At 71.0% G+C, this 25940-nt stretch carries 20 protein-coding genes and 2 tRNA genes; 13 read left to right on the top strand and 9 right to left on the bottom strand.

The features are described from left to right. Window positions 1–53: 53 nt before the first annotated feature. The 8 genes from WMF11_RS21140 to WMF11_RS21105 all read left to right on the top strand — a co-directional run bounded on the left by WMF11_RS21140 (window position 54) and on the right by WMF11_RS21105 (window position 7798). Window positions 54–127: transfer RNA gene (locus WMF11_RS21140), tRNA-Ile, on the top strand. Between the two features lie 35 nt (window positions 128–162). After that, complete coding sequence (locus WMF11_RS21135) at window positions 163–918, top strand: zinc ribbon domain-containing protein (RefSeq protein WP_437554222.1); 756 nt, start codon at window positions 163–165, stop codon at window positions 916–918. Between the two features lie 13 nt (window positions 919–931). After that, entirely contained in the window at window positions 932–2203 is a 1272-nt protein-coding gene (locus WMF11_RS21130; RefSeq protein WP_437978709.1) for a serine/threonine-protein kinase, read from the top strand. Window positions 2204–2365: 162 nt separating this feature from the next. Next, window positions 2366–2887, top strand: a complete 522-nt coding sequence (locus tag WMF11_RS21125; RefSeq protein WP_437718717.1) for a hypothetical protein — start codon at window positions 2366–2368, stop codon at window positions 2885–2887. 153 nt (window positions 2888–3040) lie between these two features. Beyond that, window positions 3041–5314, top strand: a complete 2274-nt coding sequence (locus tag WMF11_RS21120) for a PrkA family serine protein kinase (protein WP_437554216.1) — start codon at window positions 3041–3043, stop codon at window positions 5312–5314. 8 nt (window positions 5315–5322) lie between these two features. Then, window positions 5323–6117 (top strand): TatD family hydrolase, encoded by a 795-nt coding sequence (locus WMF11_RS21115; protein WP_437910300.1) that lies wholly within the window; start codon window positions 5323–5325, stop codon window positions 6115–6117. Between the two features lie 66 nt (window positions 6118–6183). Next, on the top strand, window positions 6184–7572 hold the full coding sequence (locus WMF11_RS21110; protein ID WP_437978708.1) for a TonB family protein: 1389 nt from the start codon (window positions 6184–6186) through the stop codon (window positions 7570–7572). 149 nt (window positions 7573–7721) lie between these two features. Beyond that, window positions 7722–7798 (top strand) — tRNA-Met (locus tag WMF11_RS21105). Window positions 7799–7857: 59 nt separating this feature from the next. Here the strand turns inward: WMF11_RS21105 and WMF11_RS21100 are convergent. Then, window positions 7858–9417: a L,D-transpeptidase gene (locus tag WMF11_RS21100; protein ID WP_437978707.1), complete on the bottom strand. Its 1560-nt coding sequence runs from the start codon at window positions 9415–9417 to the stop codon at window positions 7858–7860. A 293-nt stretch (window positions 9418–9710) separates the two neighbouring features. Here WMF11_RS21100 and WMF11_RS21095 point away from each other — a divergent pair, with 293 nt between their 5' ends. After that, complete coding sequence (locus tag WMF11_RS21095) at window positions 9711–10325, top strand: protein-tyrosine phosphatase family protein (RefSeq protein ID WP_437978706.1); 615 nt, start codon at window positions 9711–9713, stop codon at window positions 10323–10325. Here WMF11_RS21095 and murJ read toward each other — a convergent pair. Beyond that, window positions 10294–11949 (bottom strand): murein biosynthesis integral membrane protein MurJ, encoded by a 1656-nt coding sequence (gene murJ / locus WMF11_RS21090; protein ID WP_437978705.1) that lies wholly within the window; start codon window positions 11947–11949, stop codon window positions 10294–10296. The two genes, WMF11_RS21095 and murJ, sit on opposite strands and share 32 nt — an antisense overlap. Window positions 11950–12009: 60 nt before the next feature. Next, window positions 12010–13524, bottom strand: coding sequence for an alkaline phosphatase family protein (locus WMF11_RS21085; RefSeq protein ID WP_437978704.1), 1515 nt, complete (start codon window positions 13522–13524; stop codon window positions 12010–12012). Between the two features lie 78 nt (window positions 13525–13602). Between WMF11_RS21085 and WMF11_RS21080 the strand changes: the two genes are divergently transcribed. The 3 genes from WMF11_RS21080 to WMF11_RS21070 all read left to right on the top strand — a co-directional run bounded on the left by WMF11_RS21080 (window position 13603) and on the right by WMF11_RS21070 (window position 16919). Continuing rightward, a complete protein-coding gene (locus WMF11_RS21080; RefSeq protein ID WP_437978703.1) occupies window positions 13603–13863 on the top strand; it encodes a hypothetical protein in 261 nt (86 codons plus the stop codon). Between the two features lie 123 nt (window positions 13864–13986). Beyond that, window positions 13987–14910, top strand: a complete 924-nt coding sequence (locus tag WMF11_RS21075; protein ID WP_437978702.1) for a hypothetical protein — start codon at window positions 13987–13989, stop codon at window positions 14908–14910. A 308-nt stretch (window positions 14911–15218) separates the two neighbouring features. Continuing rightward, window positions 15219–16919 (top strand): sigma 54-interacting transcriptional regulator, encoded by a 1701-nt coding sequence (locus WMF11_RS21070; protein ID WP_437978701.1) that lies wholly within the window; start codon window positions 15219–15221, stop codon window positions 16917–16919. A gap of 9 nt (window positions 16920–16928) precedes the next feature. Here the strand turns inward: WMF11_RS21070 and WMF11_RS21065 are convergent, their stop codons facing one another. Both WMF11_RS21065 and WMF11_RS21060 read right to left on the bottom strand, forming a co-directional pair. Beyond that, entirely contained in the window at window positions 16929–18443 is a 1515-nt protein-coding gene (locus tag WMF11_RS21065) for a phytoene desaturase family protein (RefSeq protein WP_437978700.1), read from the bottom strand. 16 nt (window positions 18444–18459) lie between these two features. Then, a complete protein-coding gene (locus tag WMF11_RS21060; protein WP_437554197.1) occupies window positions 18460–19356 on the bottom strand; it encodes an isoaspartyl peptidase/L-asparaginase in 897 nt (298 codons plus the stop codon). 270 nt (window positions 19357–19626) lie between these two features. On the opposite strand from WMF11_RS21060, the gene proS reads away from it, so the two are divergent. Further along, complete coding sequence (gene proS, locus WMF11_RS21055; RefSeq protein ID WP_437978699.1) at window positions 19627–21183, top strand: proline--tRNA ligase; 1557 nt, start codon at window positions 19627–19629, stop codon at window positions 21181–21183. 87 nt (window positions 21184–21270) lie between these two features. Here proS and WMF11_RS21050 read toward each other — a convergent pair whose 3' ends face one another. From WMF11_RS21050 to WMF11_RS21035, 4 genes are all read right to left on the bottom strand, one after another. Further along, the gene (locus tag WMF11_RS21050) at window positions 21271–22356 is read right to left on the bottom strand and encodes a hypothetical protein (RefSeq protein WP_437978698.1); all 1086 of its coding nucleotides are present in this window, start codon (window positions 22354–22356) and stop codon (window positions 21271–21273) included. Continuing rightward, window positions 22323–23966, bottom strand: coding sequence for a serine/threonine protein kinase (locus tag WMF11_RS21045; protein WP_437978697.1), 1644 nt, complete (start codon window positions 23964–23966; stop codon window positions 22323–22325). The genes WMF11_RS21050 and WMF11_RS21045 overlap by 34 nt, the downstream gene beginning before the upstream one ends. 137 nt (window positions 23967–24103) lie before the next feature. Beyond that, entirely contained in the window at window positions 24104–24751 is a 648-nt protein-coding gene (locus tag WMF11_RS21040; protein ID WP_437554190.1) for a hypothetical protein, read from the bottom strand. A 97-nt stretch (window positions 24752–24848) separates the two neighbouring features. Then, window positions 24849–25775, bottom strand: coding sequence for a PfkB family carbohydrate kinase (locus tag WMF11_RS21035; RefSeq protein ID WP_437910273.1), 927 nt, complete (start codon window positions 25773–25775; stop codon window positions 24849–24851). Window positions 25776–25940: the final 165 nt, after the last annotated feature.

Raw genomic sequence — 25940 nt, 5'->3', positions numbered from 1 at the left:
TGTCCGCCGGTGCGAAAGTGGGCGGACCCGATCGGGGGTTCGCCCTTGTTCCAGGGCCTATAGCTCAATCGGTCAGAGCCCCCGGCTCATAACCGGGCTGTTCCTGGTTCGAGTCCAGGTGGGCCCACGAAAGCCACGAAACAGAAGGAGACAAGGAAGCACGTGAGCATCCGCGAGCAGATCGCATTCCTCGAAGAGCTGTCGGCCATCGACAGCGAGATCCGCCGCATCGATGAGCAGCTCGACAAGCAGCGCGGCAGCCTGGAAGGGATGCGGTCGGACCTGAAGCGGCTGGAGGAGCGGCTGAAGGGCGATCGGGAGACCCTGGCGGCGATGGAGAAGACGCGCTCCGAGCTCGTCGTCGAGCTCCGCCAGATGTCGAGCCAGATCGAGCGCTCGCGGGAGAAGCTGCAGCGCTCCCGGAACGAGCGCGAGTCCAACGCGGCGCAGCGCGAGATCGAGGAGCTGCGCAAGCTGCACCGCGATCGCGAGGAAGAGATCGAGCGGCTGAACTCGGCCTCCGAGGGGGCGCGCTCGGCGATCGATGTGGCGGAGGCGAAGCGCGTCGAGCTGGCGGGGGCGATCGACGGCAGCGCGCCGGGGACGCAGGCGTCGCTGGCTGCGCTCGAGGCCGAGCGCGCCCAGCGCGCCGAGGCGCGCGAGCAGGTGGTCGGCAAGCTGCCGGTCGTCCTGTACCGCCGCTACGAGTCGATCCGGACGCGCAGGCCCGTCGCGATCGCCCGCACGTACGACGGCACATGCCTCGGCTGCCACCTGTCCGTGCCGCCGATGATGTTCCAGAAGATGCGCCGCCAGGATGAGTTCGAGCGGTGCCCGAACTGCAACCGGATCCTCTACTACATGCCGCCGGAGCCCGCGTCGGGCAGCACGCCGGCCGCGGACCCCTCCCGCGCCTGATCCCGGGTGCGGCTTGAAGACGTGCTCCGCCTGTTTCAGGCTCTTCTCGCACGACAGCGGCTTCTGTCCGGTCGACGGGCAGCGCCTCATCCCGGTCGCTGAGGTAGCGCCGCCGGTCCACCCGGAGGACAGGCGCGTCGGCGCGACCCTCTGCGGCGGGCGCTACCAGATCTGGCGGATCGTCGCCGACGGGGGCATGGGGCGCGTCTACCAGGCGCTCGATCTTCGGACCGGCCGCAGCGTCGCCCTGAAGATCCTCCACCCCGAGGTCGCGCTCGACGAGGTGAGCGTCGAGCGCTTTCACCGCGAGTTCGAGGTCAGCGCGTCGCTGCCCCACGAGCAGATCGTCGACGTGCTCGCCTTCGAGAAGACCGAGGACCACAGCTTCGCGCTGGTCATGGAGTACCTCGAGGGCGAGGAGCTGCGGACGGTCCTCAAGCGCGACAAGGTGCTGCCCCCCGAGCGCCTGGTGCGGATGCTGTCGCAGATCGCGCTCGGCCTCGAGGAGGCGCACAAGCGCAAGGTCGTGCACCGCGATCTCAAGCCGGACAACATCTTCCTGGTCGGCACGCACGACGGCGACAGGGTGAAGATCCTCGACTTCGGCAGCGTGCGCGACAACAGCGAGGGCGCGAAGAAGCTGACCGTCGTCGGCACGACGATCGGGTCGCCCTTCTACATGTCCCCCGAGCAGGCGCAGGGGCTGCTCGCGCTGGACCATCGCGCCGACGTCTGGTCGGTCGCGGCGATCGTGTTCGAGTGCGTCACGGGGCAGGTCCCGTTCCACGCGCCGACCGGTCCGATGATCCTCGTGGCCATCATGGGCAACAATCCGCTGCCTCCGAGCGTGGCGGGCAAGGCGTACGGGGCGCCGGCCTCGCTCGATCCGGTGATGGAGGAGGCCTTCATGAAGAGCCCGGAGGCGCGCCTGCCCTCCGTCGGCCTGCTCGCCGATCGCGTGGGCCAGGCGTACGGCCTCGCGGGGTCGCACCGCGACTGGGCGCACCTGCCCCAGAAGGAGCTCGCGGCCCGGATCCGCGCCGCGCTGCCGTCGGTCCTGGCCCGCCAGCCGCATGCCTCGGCGAGCGTGGGCGCGGTCCCCGCCGGCGCGAGCGGCGGGTCGAGCGCCGCCGCGGTCATCGCGCCCTCGCCGGACGCTTCCGAGACGTTCGCCGAGGACATCGTGATGGGCGTGCCACAGCGCTTGCCGCGGTGGGTCATCCCCGCGGTGGCCGGCGCGGCAGTCCTGCTCTGTGCGCTCGTCGCGCTGCTGATTTCGCGCTGACGGCGGCGCCGGGCCGTGCGCTCGTGCGACGTTGCGCCTTACGCGCCGCAGCGGCGGAGGCGGCGGCGTATGGCGCGCGCGCTCCGGTTCAGTGCGCCATCGTCCTGGGCGCCGGGGCCCCGCGTTCGCGCTGGCGCTGCCGCTGTGTTATTTGTGTTGACCATGAGCACTCATCCTTCAACTCGGACCGGCAAGCCCCTCTCCGCCGCGATGTGCCTGATCGCGCTCTCCGGGCTCCCCGTCCTCGGCTGTAGCCAGAGCGAAGCGGCGACCTCTCGCGGCGCCACCGAGGCGGCACCTGCGGCCCCACCCCAGGGCGGAAAATCGAAGGTCGAGGATGCGGTCTACACCCTCGAAATGAAGCCGACAGGGACGTACAAGGCCGGCCAGGAGGGGCTCGTGGAGGTGTCGCTCCTGTCCAAGGGCGATTACCACATCAACGACAAGTACCCGATCAAGTTCAAGGTCACCGAGGCGGCCGCCGAGGGCGTTTCGTACCCGAAGCCCTTGCTCAAGCGCGAGGACGGCGCGTTCGAGGAGACCAAGGGCCTCCTCAAGGTCCCGTTCGTGGCGGCCAAGAAGGGCAAGACCAAGGTGGCAGGCGTGCTCTCCTTCAGCATCTGCAGCGCCGCGAATTGTTTGATGCAGAAGCAGGAGCTCGAGGCGGTCGTCGACGTGCAGTAGGCGGAACGGTAAACTCAGCCTCACGTGAACAACGACACCTCCGGTTGCCGGGGGGGCCAGCCCAGCGAGGTCGGCCCCAACCAGACGGTCCAAGGCAGTGCGGCTGAGCGGGCTCGAAAGGCCCTCTCCGAGCTCGATGCCATCGCCTCCTCGATGGCCAGGCGCTTCAACGAAGAGCAGCGGGTCCTCTCGTTCCAGCAGTACCTGGAGCTCTTCGCTTCCAATCCGGTCCGCTTCGGACGCGACGCGGCTCGCTACGTCCGCGACATGTTCGACCATTTCGGCACGCGGACGATCAAGAAGCCCTGGGGGGAGCTGACCCGGTTCCAGCTCTTCGATCTGCCGTGGGAGTTGCCCGCAGCCGAGCCCGCACAGCAGGGCGCGCCGGCCGCGGCCTCCTACCACGGGCGGGACTTCGCGCTGATCGGCCACGAAGAGCTGCAGTCCGAGGTCTACCGGGTGCTCTGCAACTTCGTGCGCGAGGGCAGGGCCAACAGGCTCGTCCTGATGCACGGGCCGAACGGCTCGGCGAAGAGCACGCTCGCCGCCTGCATCCTGCGCGCCCTGGAGCACTACTCGACCCTCGACGAGGGGGCCGTGTACCGCTTCCACTGGGTGTTCCCGAGCCGCAAGACGATGCGCGGCTCGATCGGCTTCGGCGGCGACGTGAAGGCGAGCGCCGCGGACGGCACGAGCTACGCCCACCTCGAGGACGATCAGATCGACGCCCGGCTCGTGATCGAGCTCAGGGATCACCCGCTGTTCCTGCTCCCGGTGCGAGAGCGGCGGGCGCTCATCCTGAAGCTCTACGAGGACGCCGGCGCGACGGAGCCGCCGCCCGAGTGGCTGATGAGCGGCAAGCTGTCCCACAAGAACCAGCAGGTCTTCGAGGCGCTCCTCGTCGCGAGCGGCGGCTCGCTCGTCGAGACATTGCGGCACGTACAGGTCGAGCGGTACTTCATCTCCCGCCGCTACCGCGTCGGCGCCGTCACGATCGGCCCGGAGCTCTCGGTCGACGCCGGCGAGCGGCAGATCACGGCAGATCGCTCGCTCGCCTCGCTCCCGACCTCGCTTCAGGCGACGACGCTCTTCGAGGCGCACGGTGAGCTGATCGAGGCCGCCGGGGGCGTGCTCGAGTTCAGCGATCTCCTCAAGCGACCGCTCGACGCCTTCCGGTACCTCCAGCTCACGCTGGAGACGGGGGAGGTCAGCTTGCCGCAGCAGACGGTGCAGACGAACGTCGTGATGATCGGCAGCGCCAACGACGTGCACCTCAACGCCTTCCGGGAGCACCCGGAGTTCCCGAGCTTCCGCGGGCGCTTCGAGCTCCTGCGCGCGCCCTACCTCCGGAGCTACCCCGACGAGCAGGCGATCTACGACACGCAGATCGTCCCGTTCGTGACCCGCCACGTCGCCCCGCACGCGACGCGCGTCGCCGCGCAGTTCGCCGTGCTCACCCGCATGCGGCAGCCGGAGGCGAAGCGGTACCCCGACGCGCTCGCGCCGCTCGTCTCGAGCCTCACGGCCGTCGAGAAGATGGAGCTGTTCGCGACGGGCACGGCGCCGGAGCGGTTCGACGCCGAGGCGCAGAAGGTCCTGCGCGCGGGCATCGAGGCGATCTACCACGAGAGCGATGCGTCCGTGGACTTCGAGGGGCGCCTCGGCGTCTCGCCGCGTGAGGTGCGGACGCTCCTGCTCGACGCGGCGCAGAGCGAGGATCACGCGTGCCTCTCCCCGTTCGCGGTGCTCTCGGAGCTCGACGCGCTCTGCAAGCGGCAGGCGGAGTACGACTGGCTCAAGGAGAAGCAGCTCGCGGGTGGCTACCACGATCACCGGCTCTTCCGCGAGGTCGTGCGCACGCGCCTGCTCGACACGACCGAGGAGGAGATGCGGACGGCCAGCGGCCTCGTCGACGAGACGCGCTACGCCGAGCTGTTCGATCGGTACGTCTCCCACGTCGGCGTCTGGGTGAAGGGGGAGAAGATCAGGAACCCGCACACCGGCGACTTCGAGAACCCGGACGAGCGCATGATGCGCGAGGTGGAGGGGCTCCTCGGCGTCCGCACGAAGCACGACGATCACCGGCGCGGCCTGATCTCGGCCATCGCGGCGTGGGCCATCGACCACCCTGGCCAGAAGATCGTCAACGCGGTCGTGTTCCCGCAGCAGATCCGCAAGCTGCGGGAGGCGGTGTTCACGGAGCGGCGCAAGGGCGTGGCGCTCCTGGTTCGCGATCTCGTCGCGCTCCTCCGCGACGCGCAGAGCGACGGCAAGTCCGAGAAGGGCTGGGGCGAGCTGCGCGAGGAGGAGCGCAGGAACGCGACGCGCGCGCTCGAGCGGCTGCGCGGGATGGGCTACTGCGACCGCTGCGCGCTCGACGCCGCGAGCGCGCTGCTCCGCGCGCGCTTCGCGGAGCTCGTCACCTGAAGCGAAGCATGCTCATCGACTCGCACTGCCACGTCGATCCGCGCCATTTCCGCGAGGGAGCCGACGCCGTCCTGGACCGCGCGCGGGCCGCCGGCGTGGACGCGTTCGTGGTCGTCGGCGTCGACGCGGATCTCTCCGCGGCGCGCTTCGCCGCGGATCTCGCGGCGCGGCGCGCTGACGTGCACGCCGCGGTCGGCGTCCATCCGCACGATGCCTCCGCCTTGGACGACCGGATGCTCGCGGAGCTCGAGGTCCTCGCGCGCCGGCCCGAGGTCGTGGCCGTCGGCGAGATCGGCCTCGACTACCACTACCTGCACTCGCCGAAGGACACACAGCAGCGCGTCTTCGCCGACCTCGTCGCCCTCGCTCGGAGGGTGGAGAAGCCCATCGTCATCCACACGCGCGAGGCGCCGGAAGACACGCTCGCGATCCTGGAGCGCGCCCAGGCGAGCGACGTGGGCGGCATCATCCATTGCTTCTCCGAGGATCGCGCGTTCGCCGAGCGAGCGCTCGCGCTCGATTTCGACCTCTCGTTCTCGGGCATCGTGACCTTCAAGACCGCGCGCGCGATCCAGGAGGTCGCTGCCTGGGCTCCGGGGGATCGGATCCTGGTCGAGACGGACAGCCCTTACCTCGCGCCGGTGCCGTTCCGGGGGAAACGGTGCGAGCCAGGGCACGTGCTGCACACGGCGCGCTTCGTCGCGGAGCTCCGGGGCGAGCCCTTCGAGGCGCTGGCCGCGCGCACCGCGGAGAACACCCGCAGGCGGCTGCGGCTTCCGCGGGACGGCGCGCTCGCCGGCTGAGACGAGCGCGCGCGTTCGCGCCTGTGGGCTCGCCCCAGGCACGTTTCGAGGCATAGTGACAGCACGATGGCGCAGAGGTCTCGCGACGGCCGCCGGATCGCATCCGCGTGGGCGCTCTCCGTCGCAGCCCACGCAGGGCTGGTGGGCGCAGGCGCGCTGGTCGTCGCAGGCTCGTTCTCGGGGCGAGAGGTAGCGCGCGCGCGGACGGTCGGATCGCCAGCCGCGATGAGCGCGCCGATCGAGATCGAGCTGCCCGTCGTCACGGACGGCACGCTCGACCGCGCGGCGGCGACCGCGTCCGAGCTGGGCGTTCGCGTTTCGCGCGGCGGAGGGGAAGACGCACCGCGGCCGGACACGGGGACGAGCGGGCGTGGAGGTACCGACGCGGCAGAGCTGCCTGCGTTGAACCTCGCCGACAGGGACGACGCGACCTTTCTGTCTCCAGAGATCCGCTCGCGCCTCGATAGGAGCCAGATCCAGCGCATCCGCTCGTCGTCCCAGCGGGCATCGCGCGAGGACTGGCGCGCCAGCCGGGAGCCCATGGAGCTCACGTTCCTCGCGGGGGGGCGGATCGGCCGTCGGGCCGAGCGACGCACGTCGGCCGAGCGCGATCCGTCGCTCGGGGCGCGCGATGGCGGCGCGCCCGAGCGTCGCGGCGGTGTGCTCGGCGCTGCGGCCCAGCCTGCAGGCATCGACGGCGCGACCGACGTGTCCGCTGCGCGCGACGCGACGCTTTCCCTGGGGGCGAGCCCGCGCGCCGCCGGCGGCGCCGTGGAGGGAGGCGAGCGCGCGTCGGCGGGGCTGGGCGTTCGCGACGGGCGGCCCGGCGAGGATCATCGCGAGAGCGCGGCGGTTCCGCTGGCGCGGCCGATGGTCGCGGTGGGCACGCCATCCGTCCCCGCGGACGCCGTGGGGCGCCCGAACGACACGGTGGACAGCGAGCAGGAGGTGGCGACGGCGATCCAGTCGCTCGTTCACGCCAGCTCGGCCGGAGGGGCGCGTGGGCTCGGGCCAGGCGGACAGGCAGGACCGGGCGCGACCGGCGCGGGCGGCGTGGCGGGCCGCGGTGCGCGCTCCAGCGCGCTCGGTTCAGGGCGCGGCCGGCTGCTCGACAACGATCCGCTCGATGGCAGGCGCAGCCACTACATGAGGCAGGTCATGGCCAAGCTGCATCCGCTGTGGGCCGACGCGTTTCCCAAGTGGGCCGCAGGCGAGGGGCTTCAGGGGACCGTGATCGTGACCTTCGTGATCCGCGCGGATGGGACCGTGGGGAGCGCGTCGGTGACGCGGCCGAGCGGCATCCCCGAGTTCGATGAGAACTGCCGGCGCGCGGTGCTGCGCGGTTCGCCGTACCCCCCGGTGCCGCCCGAGCTCGGCGAGAGCTTCCGTTGGTCGATGCCGTTCGAGGCGAGGAACCCCGCGGTCCTGCCGAAGCACCGACAGCGCGAACGGTGATCCCGAGCAAACTTTGGGGATGACTGCGATGACCGGGATGACCGGGATGACCGAGGAGGCGGAGATGAGCGCGACGATCACGCGTCGTAACGCGCACGACCTCGCTTGACAGAGTGGAGACGGAGCGGTACTAGTCCGCCCTCACTTTTGCCGAAGTAGCTCAGCTGGCTAGAGCAGGCGTTTCATACGCGCCGGGTCGGGGGTTCGATTCCCTCCTTCGGCACCAGCAATGGTGACAGTCGGCCGCTGGCCTCCCTCGGAGGGCCAGCGGTGGCTGCGTGAACATCAAGGCCGCACGTGGACGAGGGTTCCTTCCTCGTCGTTGCTGTACACAGCGTGCCAGCCTTCGGGGAGCTCCGGCTCGGCCCACAGGAAGATGCGCCGCGCATCGATGGGCGTCAGCGCGATGTCGTGGAAGCCTTGCGCTTCGCCGACCCCGGCGCCCCAGTACATGCCGGTGATCGCCTGGCCCGGAGCGAGGTCCATCACCCACGGGGCGTCGGTGACGTCGAAGCTGTCGGCGACCTCGCGCGGATCGATGTTGCGCGTGACGTGCTTGCTCCGAACACGGAAGGTGCCGCGCGCGGTGGACGCGGTCGATTCAGGGTCGCGCAGCTGGTCGCGTCCGGACGAGATCAGCGTGGCGTAGATGGGCTTCTGCCCCTCGTAGGCCGTCAGGGTCTGGTTCACCAGGCTGACGTCGAGCCAGCGCTGCGCGCCTTTGGCGAAGTCGGGGAGCTTGGTGCGACGCACGACGACGACAAGGTCCTGCGCGCGCAGCCAGAAGCCGTCGCGCGCCTCCTCGAAGCGGACGCCGTCCACCGTCCTGAACCTGCCCGTGAGCGGCACGCCCGTGTGGCGCTCGAGCTCCTCGTCGTTCTCATTCGCCTTACCGCGGCCGAGCGACCACCTGTGAACGTCGTAGCGATGGACGAACGCCACAGGCAGCCCGAGCTTCTCGACATCGAGGCCGTGCCACGGTGATCCGAGCGCGGCCTGGAGCCGGTCGGTCGGGATGAGCCGTCCCTCCGGCGTCACGCCGAACCTGCGTCCGTCGGTCGCTCCCGAGGTGAACGTGCGGGTGATCGCGACCCCGCTGCCTTTGCGCAGCGCCACCGTCTTCAGCGCCGCGCGCAGATCGACGCGGGCGCCGTCCTTTCCGCCGATGTCGATGCCGAGCGCGGCGACGGGCGGGAGCGGCGCGATCACGTCGGCGATCGGGAAGACGAAGTATCCAGCCTCGGTCCTGCGCCCGTCCTCGCCGATGCCGTCGCCTCTCGGCAGCAGCACCGGGGGCCCGGAGGAGACGCCGCGCGCGTCCAGCGGGACGTCGTTGGCTGACGCGCCGAGCTGCGCGTCGCTGCGCTGCACACGCTCGAGATGGCGATCGAGATCCGGCTCGGCGTGCTGCAGCTCCTCGCGGCTGGGCACCCCGAAATACACCGGGGCGCCCTGGGTTCGCGCGCGGCCATAGCGGTAGGGGAGGGGCCGCGATGTGTCGGGCAGAGCCGGCAGGAGCGCGAGCACGTCGGTGTTCAGCGTCGCGCCGTCGCCCGCGCAGACGAACCCGCGAGGGCGGATCGCATACCAACCGCCGCTGCACCCCGCGCGTCCGTACGGCTCCGAGGACCTCACGACGGCGGCGCCAGGATAGAGCTCGCCGAGCTTGCGTGCGCCCGCCTGCGGATGCGCGAGCACCGGCGTCCCTGCGCGAAGCGCGACCAGCTTGGGGCCGTCCGCTGGCAGCGCGGCGACCTCGATCGCGTCGTCGCTCGCCCCCTCCTTCGACAGCTCCACCGCCGCGCCTCCCGGCCTGCATCCGCACACGGTCAGCGCGACGAGCAAGGTTGCGAGCCGCCCATCGACGCGTCGCGAGCGGGGGCCGCGGTCGGGGCGCCGCGGCGCGCAGGGCAGCGGCGTCCGGAGGCGCGGAGGCGAGGCCGAGCGGGAGAGATCCGTCGGCAAGGAAGCGAGCGGCATCTGCCGACGCATGCCCGGTTCGCGCGCGCTGGGCCAAGTTCCGTGGCGTCGCCTGCGCATCGTCGGTGCGCTCGGCGCGCGTGTCGTGGGCGCGCGTCGTCGGCGCGCGTGCCGCCCGGCCGCTGGCGTGAAGCGAGCGTCGACGCCATGAGGTGCGCGTGCGCTTTCGCCCTGCGGTGGTGTTCCTCCTGCTCGCGCCGTATGCCCTCGTTTTCTATGCATTCCTGGCGTTGCGCCGCGCCTCCGCGTCGCTCCGGCTGCGGCACCCGTGGCGCACGTGGGTGAGCCCGAACCTCCTGATCGGGGGGTTCCTTCTTCCAGGCGACGTGGTCGAGCTTCGTCGCCTCGGCGTCCGCGCCGTGATCAACGTGTCGCGCGAGCTGTACGATCCGGTGCTCGCGCTGCGCGCGGCGGGGGTCGAGTACCTGCGCGTCCCCTGCTGGGACATGTGCGCTCCCACGCTCGAGGAGGCCGCGCGCGGCGTGGCGTTCCTCGAGCGGCATATCGTCGCTGGCCACCGTGTCCACGTCCATTGCGCGAGCGGCGTGGGCAGGAGCGTCACGCTCGCGCTCTGCTACCTCGCCACCCGCGGCGGCATCGAGGTGGGCGAGGCACTCGCCCTGATCGAGCGACGGCGCCCGCGCGTCGCGCTGCGCCCCGTGCAGCGCGCGTTCGTCGAGCGCTACGTCGCGTGGCACCATGCGCACGCGGAGGGCCGTGCGCGCGCGGCGCCGCCCATGATCACCTCCGGCGCAGGAGGGACTTCAGGCTGAAGAGCCCGAGCGCCGGCGCCGCAACGGCGAAGGCACCGCCGCACGCAGCGAGGATGAGCGCGGCACCCCACGGCGCCGCGGCCACCGCCTCGGGCAGCGCCGCCTTCAACGCGGCGCCGCAGCCGACCGATATCGCCGCGAGCAAGGCCACGCGGCCGATCCGGAGCTGATCCAGCCCGAGCCCGCCGATCTCGCGCCGCACGCGGTACCCGAGGGCGATCGCCTCGACCCACCCTGCGATGACGGCGCCGAGCACGACGCCGAGCACGTCGAGCCACTGCATCAGGAGGAGCGCGACGGCGGTGCTGACGACCACGCGATAGAGCGCGTAGCGGGCCGGGGTCCTCGTGTCCCCCAGCGCGAACGAGGCGGTGATCAGCACGCGCCCCGCGGCGTTCCCGAGCAGCGCGAGGCCGTAGGCGCACACGAGCGGCTCGACCCTCGCCGTCGATTCCTGGTCGAACGTCCCGGTCTGCAGCAGCAGCGTGATGAGCTCCCGCCCGAGCACCATGAACACGGCCGTGGCCGGCACGGTCAGCACCGTGATCCGCGCGAGCGACGCCCCGAGTCGGCGCGACAGCGCCTCGTTGCGCCGCGCAACGTCGGCTTCGGCCGTGTCGCGCGCCATCTCGGGCAACGCGACCGCGGCCTCGCCGACACCGAGGATGCTCATCGGCAGGAGGTAGACCGTCTGCGCGTAGCTGAAGGCCGCGTTCGCGCCGGCGCCGAGGAAGCTCACGAGGAGCGTGTCGACGAGCCCGGACACCTGGATGATCCCGCGGCCGAGCAGCGCGGCGGGCAGCTTGCTGCCGGCCTCTCGGACGCTCGGGTCGCTCGTGTCGAGGCGCGGCGTGAGCCTGCCGAGCAGCGAGCGCGCCGAGGGGAGCAACAGCGAGAGCTGCAGCGCCGCGCCCGCGAGCGCGCTCCACGCGAGCGCCTCGGCGAGCGGCTCCCCGCGCATGCCGAGCCACGCGCCGCACGCGAGCAGCCCCACGATCTGGGCGGCGCTCCACGCGACGGGCGCCGCATACGGGAGGAAGAACCGCCGGTGCGCGTTGAGCACGCCGAGCCCCCACGCGGACAGCACGAGCAGGCCGGTCATCGGGAAGATGATCCGGACGATCCGGGTCGTGCTGGCGAGCTTGTCGTCGTCGAAGCCCGCCGCGACCAGGAAGGACAGCCACGGCGCCGCGAGCACGCCGGCGAGCGACGCGACCGCGGCGGCGACGAGCAGGATCCCGAGGGCGGAGAGCGCGAAGTGCGCCGCGCGTCGCGCGTCGCCGGCCGCGCGGAGGCGCGCGTAGACGGGGATGAAGGTCGCGGAGAGCGTCCCCTCGCCGAGCAGGTTCTGGGTGATGTTCCCCGCGCGGAACGCCGCGGCGAGCACGTCGGCGAGCTCGGATGTCCCGAAGAAGTGCGCCGTCACCCGCTGGCGGAGCAGCCCGACGAGCCGCGAGAGGATGATCCCAGCGGTGACCATCGCCGACGAGCGCGCCGCGCTGGTCGCCTTCTCCTGCCCGGCCGCCGGCGGGCCTGCGCTGGTCGCCGGGGGCGCGCCCGGGGCTGCGCTCGCCGGCGTGGTCCCCGCCTGTAGGGCGGCGGGCGGATGGAGATCGGGCGGCACGGCGGCGCTTCTATCAGACCTCCCGCCCCCGGGCGACCTCGGCGCCGGCTGGCCGGCGCCTCAATCCCTGAGCCTCGCCGTGCCGAGCCGCTCCGCGTGCGCCAGCACCCGCCGGGCGATGGCCGGACCCTCGTCCCGGCGATCGAGGTGCCGCGGGATGAGCCCGCGTTCAGCGGCCTCCCACAGCTCCGGATGAGAGATCCCGGACTCGGTGCGCGAGCGCAGCCGCGAAAGGGAGATGTCCATCTCGGGCAGCAGGATCGGCTCCTGAGGATCGCGGAGGAGCGCCGGATCGATGCAGCATGAGAGATCGTTCGCGCCGGCGGAGCGCGCGTTCAGCGAGGGGAGATCGAAGCGCGCTTCCAGCGTGCGGATCACCGACGCGTGGTCGAGCACGGTGCTCACCGCGCAGCCCCTCCGGACGAACGGGCCTGCCACGAGCGACGGCACCCGGAACCCGAGCTGGGTGAACAGGGGGTCGTCGTCCGTGGTCGACGGCGGCGCGACGTGGTCGAAGAAGCCCCCGTGCTCGTCGTAGGTGATCACGAGGAGGCACTGGCCCCACTGGGGGCTCTTCGCCAGCGCGTTGTAGATGCTGGCGATGAGCACCTGCCCGAGCTGCACGTCGTGGTCCGGGTGATCGTCGTTCGCGGTGGCGCCGAAGAACTGGGGATCGATGACGGAGAACGAGGGGAGGATCCCCGCGGCCGCGTCCTCGAAGAAGCGCTCGATCCCGGAGACGCCCTTGAATTTGAAGTACGCACCCGAGCACCACGGGACGTCGTGGAAGTAGTTCCTGCTCGAGATCCCTGCGTCGCTCAGCAGATCGAACACGCTCGTGAAGCCGGTGACCGGCACGTTCCTCGAGACGCCCCTCGACGTGGCGCCGTGCAGGTAGAACCGGTTCGGCCAGGTCGGGCCGAGCACCGAGGAGAACCAGCGCTCGCAGATCGTCGACGCGTCTGCGAGCGCGTAGAGGACCGGCAGATGCTCCCGCACGTGATAGCCCATGACGTCGCGCTGGTGCGGCCCTGCGTGCGCGATGACGAACCCGTCGTTCATCCCTTGATTCCACTGCGTGTGGGCAGCGTCCCAGCTGTGCGGCGGGTCGGCGGGCGTGAAATTGTCGAGCTGGAAGGGCGAGATCCGCGTCCCATCGAGCGCTCGGTTCGACTCTGTGCCTGTCAGACCGTCGATCTGCCGGCCTTCTTTCAGCAGCAGCGAGCCGAGATAGTGGTCGAAGGAGCGGTTCTCCATACAGAGAACGACGATGGTGTTGATGGGCGCCAGCAGCTCCGCCGGGCTCAGACCTCCCGTCTCCGCGCAGCGATCCGGAGCGCCGCCGGCCTCGCCACCTTCCGGCCGTCCTGCGCCGACCGCGCCTTCTGAGCCACCCGCACCGCCGGCTCCGTCGCTCTCGTCAGCGCTGCCCGCGCTCGGCGGGGCGTTGCCGAGCAACATCGCGCCCTCTGGGGTGCTGCATCCGAAGGCCGAGGCGCCGAGCGCAGCGCCGAGCCCGGTCAGCACATGGCGGCGGGTCAGAGGATCACGGGTCGAACCATTCCGTTTGTTCATCACGCACAGGATTCCCACGAACGCGGGTCCGAGGAAGGAGTTTTGGTTTCCTCCAGAAGGTGACGAATCGTCCGCTGCGTGATCGATGAAGCGGACGTAGCGGACGTAACCGAAGCTGATGTAACCGCTGTAATGGACATACCTGGTGTGATGGACATAACAAGCGCTACGGATGTGACAGACATGACGGATGTGACGGATGTGGCTGACGTGAACGTAAAGGGATCAGCCGATGAAGTTGAAGTAGCGGGAGCAACCGGCGTAACCGGCGTAACCGGCGTAACCGGCGTACCGGAGAAGACCATTCTTTTCGCGAGGTCAGCGGGGTGGTATGGGTAAAAAACGTGGGGGTCTACGTCCGCAAACTGCCACCTTCCGATGAGCTCCAATCCACTTCCACCTACTCCCGGCCGGCAAGCTACCGTCGCGAACGGCCGGCCGCTGCGGTTGTGCATCGTGGACATGAACAATGGCCACGTGAACCAGGCGATGCGCTGTCTACGCGGGCTCGCCGCGGGGTTCTTCGAACGCGTTCAGGCGCGCAATCCGGGCCTCTCCTGCGAGGTCGTCGAGGTGTCTCCCAGAGACACCAACGCACCCATCCCTACGGACTGCGATCTGTACCTCGCGTCAGGGGGGCCCGGCTCTCCCTTTGATGGGGAGGGCGAGCCCTGGACGTGGGATTTTGCGCGCTTCGTGGACGGCGTGGTCGAGTCGGCGATCCAGGGGGGCGCGCACCGGCGTGCTCTCTTCGCGATCTGCTACTCGTTCGAGCTCGTCGTCCATCACTACAAGCTGGCCGACGTCGTGCCCCGCGCCGATCGCAAGTTCGGCGTCATGCCGATCTACACGACGCCCGTCGGCCAGCAACACCCGCTGCTGGCGCCGTTTGGGGACCGTCTCTTCGCGTTCGAGCACCGCAACTGGGAGGCGGTGAACCTCGACGAGCGCCAGCTGAGCTCCCTCGGCGGCCAACTCCTCGCCCGCGAGAGCCGTGACGGCATCTCCAAGGGGCGGGCGATCCTCGGGTTGCAGGTCGCGCCCGGCGTCGAGGCGGTCCAGTTCCACCCGGAGGCGGATCGCGCCGGCGTCATGAGCTGGTTGGCGCGCCCTGAGCAGGCGGCTGCCTTCAAGGCGACCTATGGAGAAGTGACCTACCTTGCGATGCTGCGCACACTGGACGATCCTCGACGGCTTGCGCGCACCTACGCGCTCGTCATTCCGGGCTGGCTCGGGCGCTGCTTCAACGAGATCGCCGGTCCCCGCGGTTATGCGGAGCTCCCGTCGCTCGAGGACCTCCCGTGCTCTCGCTTCAGCGCACACTGCAGCACCGAGCCATCCGCGCGATCGCTCGCCTCTGACGAGCGCGTTGTGCGCGAGATCTGAGCAAAGCGCCGAGGCAGCCTGCAGAGGATGCGTCCGAGGGCTACACTGCAGAAACGGAAGAGAAAGGACTGGGATGTAGAGGCAGCAAAGGCAAAGGCAGCGAGGGAGGGGAGGAAGCGGAAGCGGAGGAAGCGGAGGAAGCAGAGACAACAAAGCTTGCCGCCGCAGCGCCGACGAAGTGCTGCTCGCGCCTTGCGCGCCGGGCAACCTCTGGCTTATGGTCATAGGATTACGGGACGAGCGCGAGCAGGGCTCGCGGGCCAACATTTGGAGCCGGAGGCTCCTCGGGCACGCATGAGAGAGAACGCATGAATCACTCGCGTCCGGCCGCTCCGACGAGTCTATCTTCGCCGGACGTCCGCGCGCCGGGCGCGTCTGAGGAAGGCCACGCTGGCGTCGACTTGCCTGTGGAGCCCAAGGGCGTACGGCCAGCCATGCCGCACGACGACCTCGGAGCACAGGAGGTCCAGGTTGAGTCGCAGCTGGGCGTGACGGACCCGATGGCCATGTCGCAGGTCCGTGATGCGTTGACGCAGCTGAGCCGCGAGCGCGGGACGCAGCCGAACGTGCTGCTCATCATCTACCACCGGCAAGGCGCCGAGACGGTGCGGCTGATCGAGGGGGTCGGCGTCGTCATCGGCCGCGATCCGAGCGCCGATGTCGCGATCCCCGAGCGCAGCCTGTCGCGACGCCACGCGCGCTTCACGTTCCAGCGCGGCGACGTGCTCATCCAGGATCTCGGCTCCACGAACGGCACCTTCCTGAGCGGGCAGCGCGTCGAGCACGGCGTCTTGAAGCCCGGCGACGAGGTGATGCTCGGCGAGATCACGGCGTCGCTGCGCGTGATCGCGAGCGCCGAGCTGCCGGTGCTGAACCTCGACGCGTTCGACGGGCGTCGCGGCGCCTCGGGGCGGAGAAAGATGCCGAGCATCGAGAACCTGGTGGGCGGACCCACGCCGGTGGGTGGGCTGCGCACGGTCGGCGACGAGGGGCTCGTGATGCGCAGCCCCGCGATGCGCCCGGTGCTCGAGACCGCGATGCGCCTCGCGCGCTCGTCCGCGCCCGTGCTGCTCCAGGGCGAGACGGGGACCGGCAAGGACGTGCTCGCGCGGCTGATCCACGAGGCTGGCCCTCGCCACAAGATGCAGATGATCCGCGTCGGATGCAGCGGCGTGCCCGCCCAGCTCCTCGAGAGCACGCTCTTCGGTCACGAGGTCGACGCCTTCCCCGGCGCGGTCCACGCGCAAGAGGGCGTCTTCGAGACGTGCGCGGGCGGCACCCTGGTGCTCGATGAGGTCGGCGACCTCCCGCCCTCCTGCCAGGCCGCGCTGCTGCACGTCCTCGACACCGGTCGCATGGTCCCCGTCGGCTCGACCAAGGAGATCGAGGTGGACGTGCGGATCGTCGCGACCACGTACCGCGATCTCGAGGCGATGTGCGAGGCGGGCACGTTCCGTTCGGATCTGCTCTACCGGCTCAACGCGGCGCCGCTGCGCATCCCGCCGCTCTGCGAGCGGCGGGAGGACATCGGACCGCTGGCGCAGCGCTTCCTCCGGCAGGCGAGCGAGCTGCACCGCCGGAACGTGCGCTCGCTCGATCCGGAGACGCTCGCGCTCCTGGAGCAGTACCCCTGGCCGGGCAACGTACGCGAGCTGCGCAGCGCCATCGAGCGCGCCGTCGTCATCGCGCGGGGGCATGTCATCACCCCGCTCGACCTGCCGGAGAGCATCCACTCGCTCTCGGCGCCCAAACGCTCCACGCCGCCGCCCGATCGGACCCCCGTCGAACTCGCAGGGCCGCCCAGCTCCGCGCCGACGATCGGGCTCAAGGCGCAGATGGACCGTCTGGAGACGGAGATCATCCTCGATGCCCTCCGCGGCACCAACGGCAACCTGGCGATGGCCGCTCGGCGGCTCAGGATGCCGCTGCGCACGCTCCAGGAGAAGATCGCGAGCCACGGCCTGAAGCGCTCCGACTACCGGGACGGCCCGTCGTCGCGGTCGAAGTAGCGAAGCGCGCTAGCCTTCGTCCTCCAGCACCGCCAGGGCTGCATTGCGCCCGCACGCGCCGTGGACGCCGGCGCCGGGGTGCGCATAGGACGAGCCCAGATACAGACCGCGGAGCGGCGTGCGGTAGCGGAAATAGGGGAACACCGGCCGGAAGATGAGCTGGTGCCGGATGTCGGCCGAGCCTCCGCCGAGATCGCCGCCGATGAGGTTTGCATCCATCGCCTCGAGATCGTCCGGCGCCCAGATCGTCCGGGCGATGATCCTCTGCCGGAAGCCAGGGGCGAGCTCCTCGATACGCGCCTCGATGCGATCGGCGAAGCGCTCGCGCGAGCCCGCCCAGCCGCCCTCGATGGTGGAGGGGACGCGGGAGTAGGCCCACAGGGTGTGGCGGCCGGCCGGCGCGCGCGTCGGATCGACCAGCGACTGCTGCCCGATCACGAGATAGGGGTGCTCGGGGAGCGCCCCGGCGCGCACCTGCCGCGTGAAGGCCGAGAGGTCGTCGAGGCTGTCGCCCGCGTGCACGACCGCCGCGCGCGCGGGATCCTCGTGGGACCACGGCGTCGGACCGTCGAGCGCCCAGTCCATCTTGAAGGTGCCGAACCCCTGGCGGAACCGGCGCATGGCGCGCTGCACCCGCTCGGGGACCAGCTCCGACGCGAGCAGGCGGAGGTAGAGCGTCGGCGCGGCGAGGTCGGCGACGATCGCGCGGCGGGCGCGGAGCTCCTGGCCGTCCTCGAGCCGGACAGCGACCGCCCGTCCTTCCCGGGCGATGATCTGGTCGACGCGGGCGCCGCAGCGGAGGGCGCCCCCGCGCTCCTCGACGCGCCTGAGCAAGGCGCTCGTGATCGCGCCGGCGCCGCCCTCGGGTACCGCGAAGCCGCCGCTCGAGGCGAGCACGGTGAGCATGAAGCCGACGATCGCTCCGCAGGGATCGTCCGGGCCTACGTCGGTGTGGAGCGCGAGCCCGGGGACAATGCGCCGGGCCGCCTCTGTCCGGAAGGTCCGCGTCGCGAAGCCACGTCCGCTCGAGAGGGCCACCTGCGCGAGGCGGAGCAGGTTGAGGGGCCCGAGCCGGAGCAGCGGCCCGAGGGCGGGCGGCGTGGACAGGAGCGCGTTCAGCAGCCGCTCGCGGGTGGCCGCGTGCCAGCCGGCGATCCGGCGCCACGCGGGGCCGTCTTCGCCGAGCGACCGCGCCGTCGCCTCGACGTCCCGCGCGATCGAGGCGCAGGTCCCGTCGGGCGCCGGGTGAGCGCTGTCGATCGGCGCGTGCCGCCACACGAGGCCGGCCCCCGGCAAATCGAGCGGCACCAGCGCCGGGCTCGTCTGCCCGAAGGGGAAGAACGCCGCGCCGAGATCGTGGCGGAACCCCGGGAGGGTCACCTCGCGCGTGCGGACCGCGCCGCCCGGCTCTCGCTCGGCTTCCAGCACGAGCACCGAGAAGCCCGCGCGGGCGAGGTACGCCGCCGCCGTGAGGCCGTTCGGTCCCGCGCCCACCACGATCGCATCAGGGTCTCCACTTTGCATCGTCGTCTGCGGCTCCTCAGCCCACGAGCTGCGCGCTTGCCATGGTGCGGTTCGAGGCGATCGCCTGGCCGCTCCGCCCCACCACGAGCACGCCGACGGCGAGCACGTCGGGGAACATCGCGACGCCGCGCTGCGCGGCCCGCGCGGGCGCCACGCCATCGGCGAGCCAGTCATAGACTGTCCGCGCGAGGAAGCGGCGCGCGATCTCCTCGCCGACGCCGGTCGCCGCCACGGCGCCGTGCGGGCCGGCGTAGATCCCTGCGCCCAGGAGCGGCACGTCCCCGACGCGGCCGCGGAGCGAGTAGGTCGATCCGCCCGTCGACGCCGCGGCGGCGAACCGGCCGTGCGTGTCGCGCACGACGGCCCCGACGGTGTCGCACTCGATCGGCTCGGCGTCGAAGTTCCAGAACCGCGTCGCCGTGAGCGCATGGAAGCGCGCCGCGTCGTTCGTGGTCTCGTCGTCTCCGCCCTCGCCGCGCAGCGCGGCGAGGGCGCGGGCGTGCTTCCGGCGGGCCTCCTCGGTGACCGGATCGTGGTCGGCGAACCCCAGCCGGCGAGCGAACGCCGTCGCGCCGGCGCCGGCGAGGAGCAGGTGCGGCGTCTCCGTCACCTTCGCGGCGACCAGGACGGGGTTCTTCACCCGCTCGATGCACGCCACCGCGCCGAACCGTCCGTCGCTGGCCATCACGGCCGCATCCATCTCGACCGTCCGCCCATCGAGGCGGAGGTTCGAGCCCGTCCCGGCGTTGAAGCGCGGGTCGTCCTCGAGGCGCACGGTCGCTCCGATCGCCGCCGCGAGCGCCTCTCCGCCCCCGTCGAGCGCGCGACGCGCCTCGTCGGCGGCCCTGGCGCAGCTCTCCGAGCCGCTCTGCGGCGCGGTCACCCCGCCGTGCGTGAGGATGACGTAGTTCACGTCGTTCTCCTGCGCGTACCACGACGGCGCGCCGCCGCGAAGGCAGCCTGGCGCGCGGCGGCCGGCGAGGCGAGCGGCATCGCTCCAGCCCAGCGGGAGGGCGGCGCGGCTCCGGCGCTGGGACCGCTGCGCTCGACACCCTGCCGCGCTCCTGATACGTCGCGCGCTCAGCCCGGAGCGGGGCCGGCGCCAGCCGACCGTCCGCAGCGGGACGAAGGCGGCCCGGTCGAAGGCCGCCGGCCAAGCCGCCCATCGAGGAGAGCAGAGACCGTGGCCAAGAACGAAGCGCAGAAGACCGCCATTACGCCCACCCGCAACGAGGACTACCCGGAGTGGTACCAGCAGGTCGTGCGCGCGGCCGACCTCGCGGAGAGCTCCCCGGTCCGCGGCTGCATGGTCATCAAGCCATGGGGCTACGCGATCTGGGAGAACATCCAGCGCGAGCTCGACAGCATGTTCAAGGCGACCGGGCACAAGAACGCGTACTTCCCGCTGTTCATCCCGAAGTCGTTCCTTGAAAAGGAAGCGGAGCACGTCGAGGGGTTCGCGAAGGAGTGCGCCGTGGTCACCCACCACCGGCTCGTCCCCGGCCCTGGCGGCGGGCTCATTCCCGACCCTCAGGCCCGGCTGGAGGAGCCGCTCATCGTGCGCCCCACGTCCGAGACGATCATCGGCGCGGCGTTCGCGAGCTGGGTGCAGAGCTACCGGGATCTCCCCTTGCTGATCAACCAGTGGGCGAACGTCGTGCGCTGGGAGCTCCGGACGCGCCTGTTCCTGCGGACGGCGGAGTTCCTGTGGCAGGAGGGGCACACGGCGCACGCGAGCGAGGCCGAGGCGCGCGAGGAGACGCTGCGCATGCTCGGGGTCTACGCGACGTTTGCGCGCGACTTCATGGCGATGCCCGTCCTCGAGGGGCCGAAGACGGCGAGCGAGCGCTTCCCCGGGGCGGTCGACACCTATGCGATCGAGGCGATGATGCAGGACCGGAAGGCCCTGCAGGCCGGGACGAGCCACTTCCTGGGGCAGAACTTCGCGAAGGCGAGCGGCATCAAGTTCCAGACCAAGGAGGAGACCGAAGAGCACGCCTGGACGACGTCCTGGGGCGTATCGACGCGCCTCGTCGGCGGGCTGATCATGACCCACAGCGACGACGACGGCCTGGTGCTCCCGCCGCGCCTCGCGCCCGCGCACGTCGTGATCCTGCCCGTGTACCGGGGCGACGACACGCGCGCCAAGATCGACGAGTACATCGACGGGCTCGCGAAGGAGCTCCGGGCGCAGCGCTTCGGCGAGCGCCGCGTCGAGGTCGAGATCGATCGGCGGGACATCCGCGGCGGCGACAAGCAGTGGGAGTGGGTGAAGAAGGGCGTCCCCCTGCGCATCGAGATCGGGCCGCGCGACGTCGACGCCGGCGTGGCCATGGTGATGCGCAGGGACCGCTCGCCGAAGGACAAGTCGAGCATGGCGCGCCGGGAGCTCGTGGGCCGCATCACGGAGATCCTTGGCGACATTCAGGCGACCCTCTACGCGCGCGCGCTCGCCGTGCGCGACGGCAACACGCACGTGATCAACAGCCGCGCAGATTTCGACGCGTTCTTCGCGTCGACCGGGGGCAAGGAGGCGCAAGGCGGGTTCGCGCTGGCGCACTGGTCCGGTGATCCGGAGATCGAGACGGCGGTGAAGGATGCGCACAAGGTGACCATCCGCTGCATCCCGACCGGGGGGTTCGAAGGGGCGCCGTGGGCCGACGCGCTGACGGGTGAAGGGCAGTGCATCTTCACCGGCAAGCCCAGCCCGCGGCGCGTGGTGTTCGCGAAGTCGTACTGAGCCGCGGCGGTTCACAGGGCGCGCGCCGACGCGTCGGCGCGTTCCCTCACCGAGAAGGCGCCGCGCGCTTCTCGCAGCAGCGTCGCCTCAACGGCGAAGGGCGGGGAGCACGTGCTCCGCCAGGATCGCGGGGAGCAGCCGCAGCTGCGCGCAGTGCTCCCCGGGGCCCGCTCCGGCGTAGCCGCGCACGTAGAGGCTGCCGCCGTCGTACATCCGGGTGAGCCGCAGCGCGTCTCCTGCCTCCGCAGCGTGGTCGCCCGGCGCGCCGGGCGCAGCGGAGGGGGCCTCGTCCCCGCTCGAGGTCACCGCGATGGGGGTGGCTCCGAGCTCGCGAAGAAGGAACGTGGCCGCCTCTTTCGTGGACGCGTAGCCGCTGGTCGGGATGTCGGTGTGCGTCAGGTAGAAGACCGGCGCGCCGCGCGCGGCGGCGTTGGCCAGCGCGACGTACGGGGCGAGCTGCCCCTGCGCGAGCGACGTCTGCCCCGGCATGTAGGAGCCATAGAGGGAGTCGAGCAGGATCAGCGCATCCACGTGGCTGCTCCCGCGCTCGATGATCCTGCCGATCGCGCCGGACCCAGCGCTCCAGGACGACAGCACCAGGCGGCGCACGCGCGCGCCCACGCTCCCGGATGCGCTCTCGACCTCGCGGTCGATCGCCTGGAGCAGCGCGTCCCAGCTGCCGCCCTCGATCGCGCGCGCGTATTCGCTCGAGCGGGTCCCCACGTCGACCCCGGCGATGACCAGATCCATGCCCCTGGGAGCCAGCACCTTCCGGACAGGCTCGGCGCCGTGGAAGTGGATCAGAAGATCGTAGCCGCCATCCGAGCGAATCGCGTGCGCCGGCGGGACGAGGAGCTTTCCCAGCGGAAGCGGGCGCCATCGCTCGTAGACGCCGAACCCTTGGTCGGTAAAGCCGCACCCCGCTTGCGCTTCGTGCTGCGTATCGTGCTGATCAAGCGCCGCGCGCTCGGGCTCACCGCCCCTGGGCAGGGGCGACGGTTCCGCGGGCGCGCTCGCCTGCGCCGGGGTCGGCGAGGCGCTGGACGTTCGGCTCCGCCGCAACAGCAGGGCGCCGCCCACGACGCCCAGGCTTGCTGCCAGGAGGAGCGCGTCGCGGAGCTGCCGCGCCCTGCGGCCGCTCAGAACCCGGGGTTGGTCACGGTCGGTACCCACTTCGTCGAGGGACGCTTGCCCGGGGTTGTTCTGCGCGCGCTGGGGGCGCTCGATCCTGCAGCCGTCGCGCTCGGCGTCGCGGCGGCCGTTGTGCCTTTGGCCGTCGGGTCCGGAGCGCTCGCCCCGCGCCCCTCCGGGTCGCTCGCCTCGGGGGCGGACCGAGCGCCCACGCCGCCGTGGTCGGCCAGGAGCGAGGGCGCGCCGTCCGGCCTCGGCGTTGCGCCCGTCGTGGCTTCGGTCGCCGCCGGGCCGGCGCCGTGGGCGTGCACCGTGAGCTCCTCGGACATGCTCTGCTGCGGCGCGGGCCGCCGGATCCACATCACCCCGGCGCCCAGCAACGTGATGAGCGCGAGCGCAGCGGCTGCCACCCGCGTCCCCGCGCGGCGGCGCGCCGCCGGGACCTCGATCGGGCCCAGCTGAGTGTCCTGGCCAGGCGAGCTCGGGATCAGCGACTCGGATGGCAGCGATGGCAGCGCCGGTCGCGAGGGCGCGGGGGTTCTCCGGCGGGGCGCGGGGAGCTGGGCGCTCGGGTGACCAGGAGGGAGCTGCGTGAAGAAGAGCTCGCTGATGCTGTCGCGCACGAGCATCACCTCGGGCGGGTGGGAGGCGCGCTCGTCGAGCATGCGGACCGTGTCGCGCAGCGCTGCGCGCCGGCGCTGGTTGCGCTCTCCCAGGAGCCCGCGCACGAACGCCCCGACGTCGTGGTCCGTCACCGTCGGCTCCTTGGCCAGCACGGCCTCCAGGGCGCTCTCCAGCTCGAGCATCGTCTGGTATCGCCGCTCCGGCTCCTTCTGCAGGCACTTCATCAGGACCTGGTCCAGCTCGGGCGGGAAATCCGGGTTCTTCAGGCGAGGCGAGAGCGCCGGTCGCGAGGTGATGTACTTGAGCGTGAGGAGGTCGTTCTCTGCGGCGAAGGGGTGCTCTCCCGTCGTCAGCTTGTAGAGCACGATCCCCATCGCGAAGACGTCGGTGCGCCGATCGACCCGCTCGCCTCGCGCCTGCTCCGGGGACATGTACGGCACCTTGCCCTTGATCTGTCCCGCGGTCGTGTCGTTGTGCGTGCGGTTGGTGGCCTTGGCGACCCCGAAGTCCACGAGCTTCACGTGGCCGTCGTACGTCACGAGGATGTTCTGGGGCGACACGTCGCGGTGCACGAGCCCGAGCAACTGGTCGTCGTTCTGCGGGTCCCGGAGCTCGTGCGCGGCGTGCAAGCCGAGGCAAGCGCGGCCGAGGACGCGGAGCGCGATGCGCATCGGGATGGCCACGCCGCTCTTGTTCGCCGCCTTCGCGATGACCGACAGCGCCTCGCCGTCGACCCACTCCATCACGATGTAGAGGACGTCGTCCTGCTCGCCGAGGTCGAGGATCTCGGCGACGTTCGGGTGATGGATCCCCGAGGCGAGCCTCGCCTCCTCGAGGAACATCTTCTCGAACTGGGGATCATCCGAGAGCGACGGCAGCATCGTCTTGATGGCGACCGTCTTCTGGAAGCCACGACGACCCTTGTGGCGCGCGGCCCACACCGTAGCCATTCCCCCCTGCGCGATGGGCAGGAGGAGCTCGTAGTGCCCGAGCTCCTTTCCCGGCAACAGCTGGGGTTGGGGGATCATGACGTCGTGCGGCGCGCTCCTGACCGATACGCGTGGACCTCGGAAGCTCGATCAAGTCTAGCCATCCGGACCCTGCGGTCACGATATGTGGTACTGATTACAAATTTCCCAGCAGAGCTCCTCGCCGCGGGAGGGGATCACGCGCCGGGCGGGACCGCCTGTCCCCAGAGCTGCTGGTAGATCTCGCTCAGCTTCTTGTGGGTCTCGGCCGAGAAGCCGTTGGTCGCGTAAGGCCAGCGGAAGCCGTCTCCCATGGCCTGGTTGCACGAGAAGGAGATGAGCAGGTCGACAGGCGTGGGGTTGTTCGGCCGCACCATCGAGATGCCCAGGCCGGGATAGAAGCAGTTGCCGCGATCCGCGGTGAAGCTGTCCTCGTCGCCGAAGACGTCGAGGATCTGGTCCGTGAGCTCCGCGTCGGCGTCGCTGGTCGTGAGCTGACGCTGCTGGAGGATGACGAAGTTCTTGAAGCGCGGCTGCGCGGGCAGGACCGGCGTGCTGGCGGTCTGCCCCGGGATGAGGTTGGGCGGGATGAGCCCGGGCAGCGCCTGCTGCAGCCCCTGAAGGGCTGCCTGCCCCATCTGCTGGAGCTCGGGCGGGATGCCCGGGATGAGGGTGGGGGCCCCGGTCGTCGCTACGGGCGTCGGGGCCAGCTCCTGCCCCTGGAGGCGGAGGACCGTGATCTGCGCCTTGTCCATCTCGTCGAACGGCGCCGTACGGGCCGCGCAACCGAAGACGAGGGGGGCCAGCAAGGCGATGCCTGCGAATGTTCGGGTGGTGAGGTTCATGTTCACTTTGACGGTCGTCTAGCACGGCTATGCGCCGGAAGGTGAACAGCGACCGCACACGGCAGGCGCTCGGACCAGCGCCGCCCCCAGGCGGGCTTCACATGGTGCTTGCGCCGAACTCGTACAGCGCCCGGATCTCGGTCAGCCGCGCCGCGATCTCGGATCGAGTGACCGTCGCGATCCGCCGCGTGCCAACCGCTTCGACGCAGAACGAGGCCGTCGCCGTCGCATGGAGCATGCCGCGCCGGAGCGCGAGCGGCGTGATCTCCGGCTGGCACGCCAGGTAACCGATGAGCCCGCCGGCGAAGGCGTCGCCCGCGCCCGTGGGGTCGATGACGTCCTCGAGCGGGAAGCCGGGCGCGGCGAACACGCCCTCCTCGTCGAAGAGCAGCGCGCCGTGCTCTCCGCGCTTGATGATCAGCCGGCGCGGACCACGGGACAGGATCTCCTTCGCCGCGCGGCGGATATTGTATTTGCCCGAGAGCTGGCGCGCCTCCTCGTCGTTGACCACGAGCGTGTCGATGCGGCGCAGCATCGCCGCGACCGCCTTCGGCTCCCCCTCGATCCAGAAATTCATCGTGTCGGCGAGCACGAAGCGCGGCGCGCGGACCTGCTCGAGGACGTCGAGCTGGAGCGCGGGATGGATGTTGCCGAGCAGGAGGAAGGGCGTGTCGCGGTAGGTGTCCGGCAGCTTCGGCGCGAACGACGCGAACACGTTTAGCTGCGTGTCCAGCGTCGTGCGATGGATGAGATCCACGTCGTAGCGCCCGGCCCAGCGGAACGTCTTCCCGGGAGCGCGCTCGACGCCCTCGATCGAGATCCCTCGCGATCGCATCGCCGTGAGGGTCTCTTCGGGGAAATCATCGCCCACCACGGCCACGGTGCGCACCGGAGCGAAGCACGAGGCAGCGAACGCCGAGTAGGTGGCCGAGCCACCGACGACGTCTCTTTCGTTGCCGGAGGGGAGCTCGAGGTCGTCGAACGCCATCGAGCCGATGATGAGGATCGCGGATGAGGTCGTCACAGGACGCCTCTTAGCCAGGTTTGTGCGTAGCCGCTAGCCGCGCGTTTCGTTTCTGCGACAGCGCCGGTGCGCCGCGGCCGTACCCGACGCCAGCAGAGCCCGCCTTGCTCCTCGCGCCCGACGCGCCTCCTCCCGCCCGCTGCGCCCCCCGCGCCCCCCTCGTGC

Source organism: Sorangium sp. So ce295 (genome assembly GCF_051527405.1).
GTDB classification, from domain to species: domain Bacteria; phylum Myxococcota_A; class Polyangia; order Polyangiales; family Polyangiaceae; genus Sorangium; species Sorangium cellulosum_B.
The sequence above is the reverse complement of the archived record's forward strand: the minus strand, read 5'-3'. Positions and strand labels throughout refer to the sequence as shown.

Bases quoted from the DNA above. Each gene is read 5' to 3' on its own strand.
- WMF11_RS21125 (WP_437718717.1), top strand. From the start codon at position 2,366: ATGAGCACTCATCCTTCAACTCGGACCGGCAAGCCCCTCTCCGCCGCG.
- WMF11_RS21120 (WP_437554216.1), top strand. From the start codon at position 3,041: ATGGCCAGGCGCTTCAACGAAGAGCAGCGGGTCCTCTCGTTCCAGCAG.
- WMF11_RS21115 (WP_437910300.1), top strand. From the start codon at position 5,323: ATGCTCATCGACTCGCACTGCCACGTCGATCCGCGCCATTTCCGCGAG.
- WMF11_RS21110 (WP_437978708.1), top strand. From the start codon at position 6,184: ATGGCGCAGAGGTCTCGCGACGGCCGCCGGATCGCATCCGCGTGGGCG.
- WMF11_RS21085 (WP_437978704.1), bottom strand. From the start codon at position 13,524: ATGAACAAACGGAATGGTTCGACCCGTGATCCTCTGACCCGCCGCCAT.
- WMF11_RS21075 (WP_437978702.1), top strand. From the start codon at position 13,987: ATGAACAATGGCCACGTGAACCAGGCGATGCGCTGTCTACGCGGGCTC.
- WMF11_RS21070 (WP_437978701.1), top strand. From the start codon at position 15,219: ATGAATCACTCGCGTCCGGCCGCTCCGACGAGTCTATCTTCGCCGGAC.
- WMF11_RS21065 (WP_437978700.1), bottom strand. From the start codon at position 18,443: ATGCAAAGTGGAGACCCTGATGCGATCGTGGTGGGCGCGGGACCGAAC.
- WMF11_RS21045 (WP_437978697.1), bottom strand. From the start codon at position 23,966: ATGATCCCCCAACCCCAGCTGTTGCCGGGAAAGGAGCTCGGGCACTAC.
- WMF11_RS21040 (WP_437554190.1), bottom strand. From the start codon at position 24,751: ATGAACCTCACCACCCGAACATTCGCAGGCATCGCCTTGCTGGCCCCC.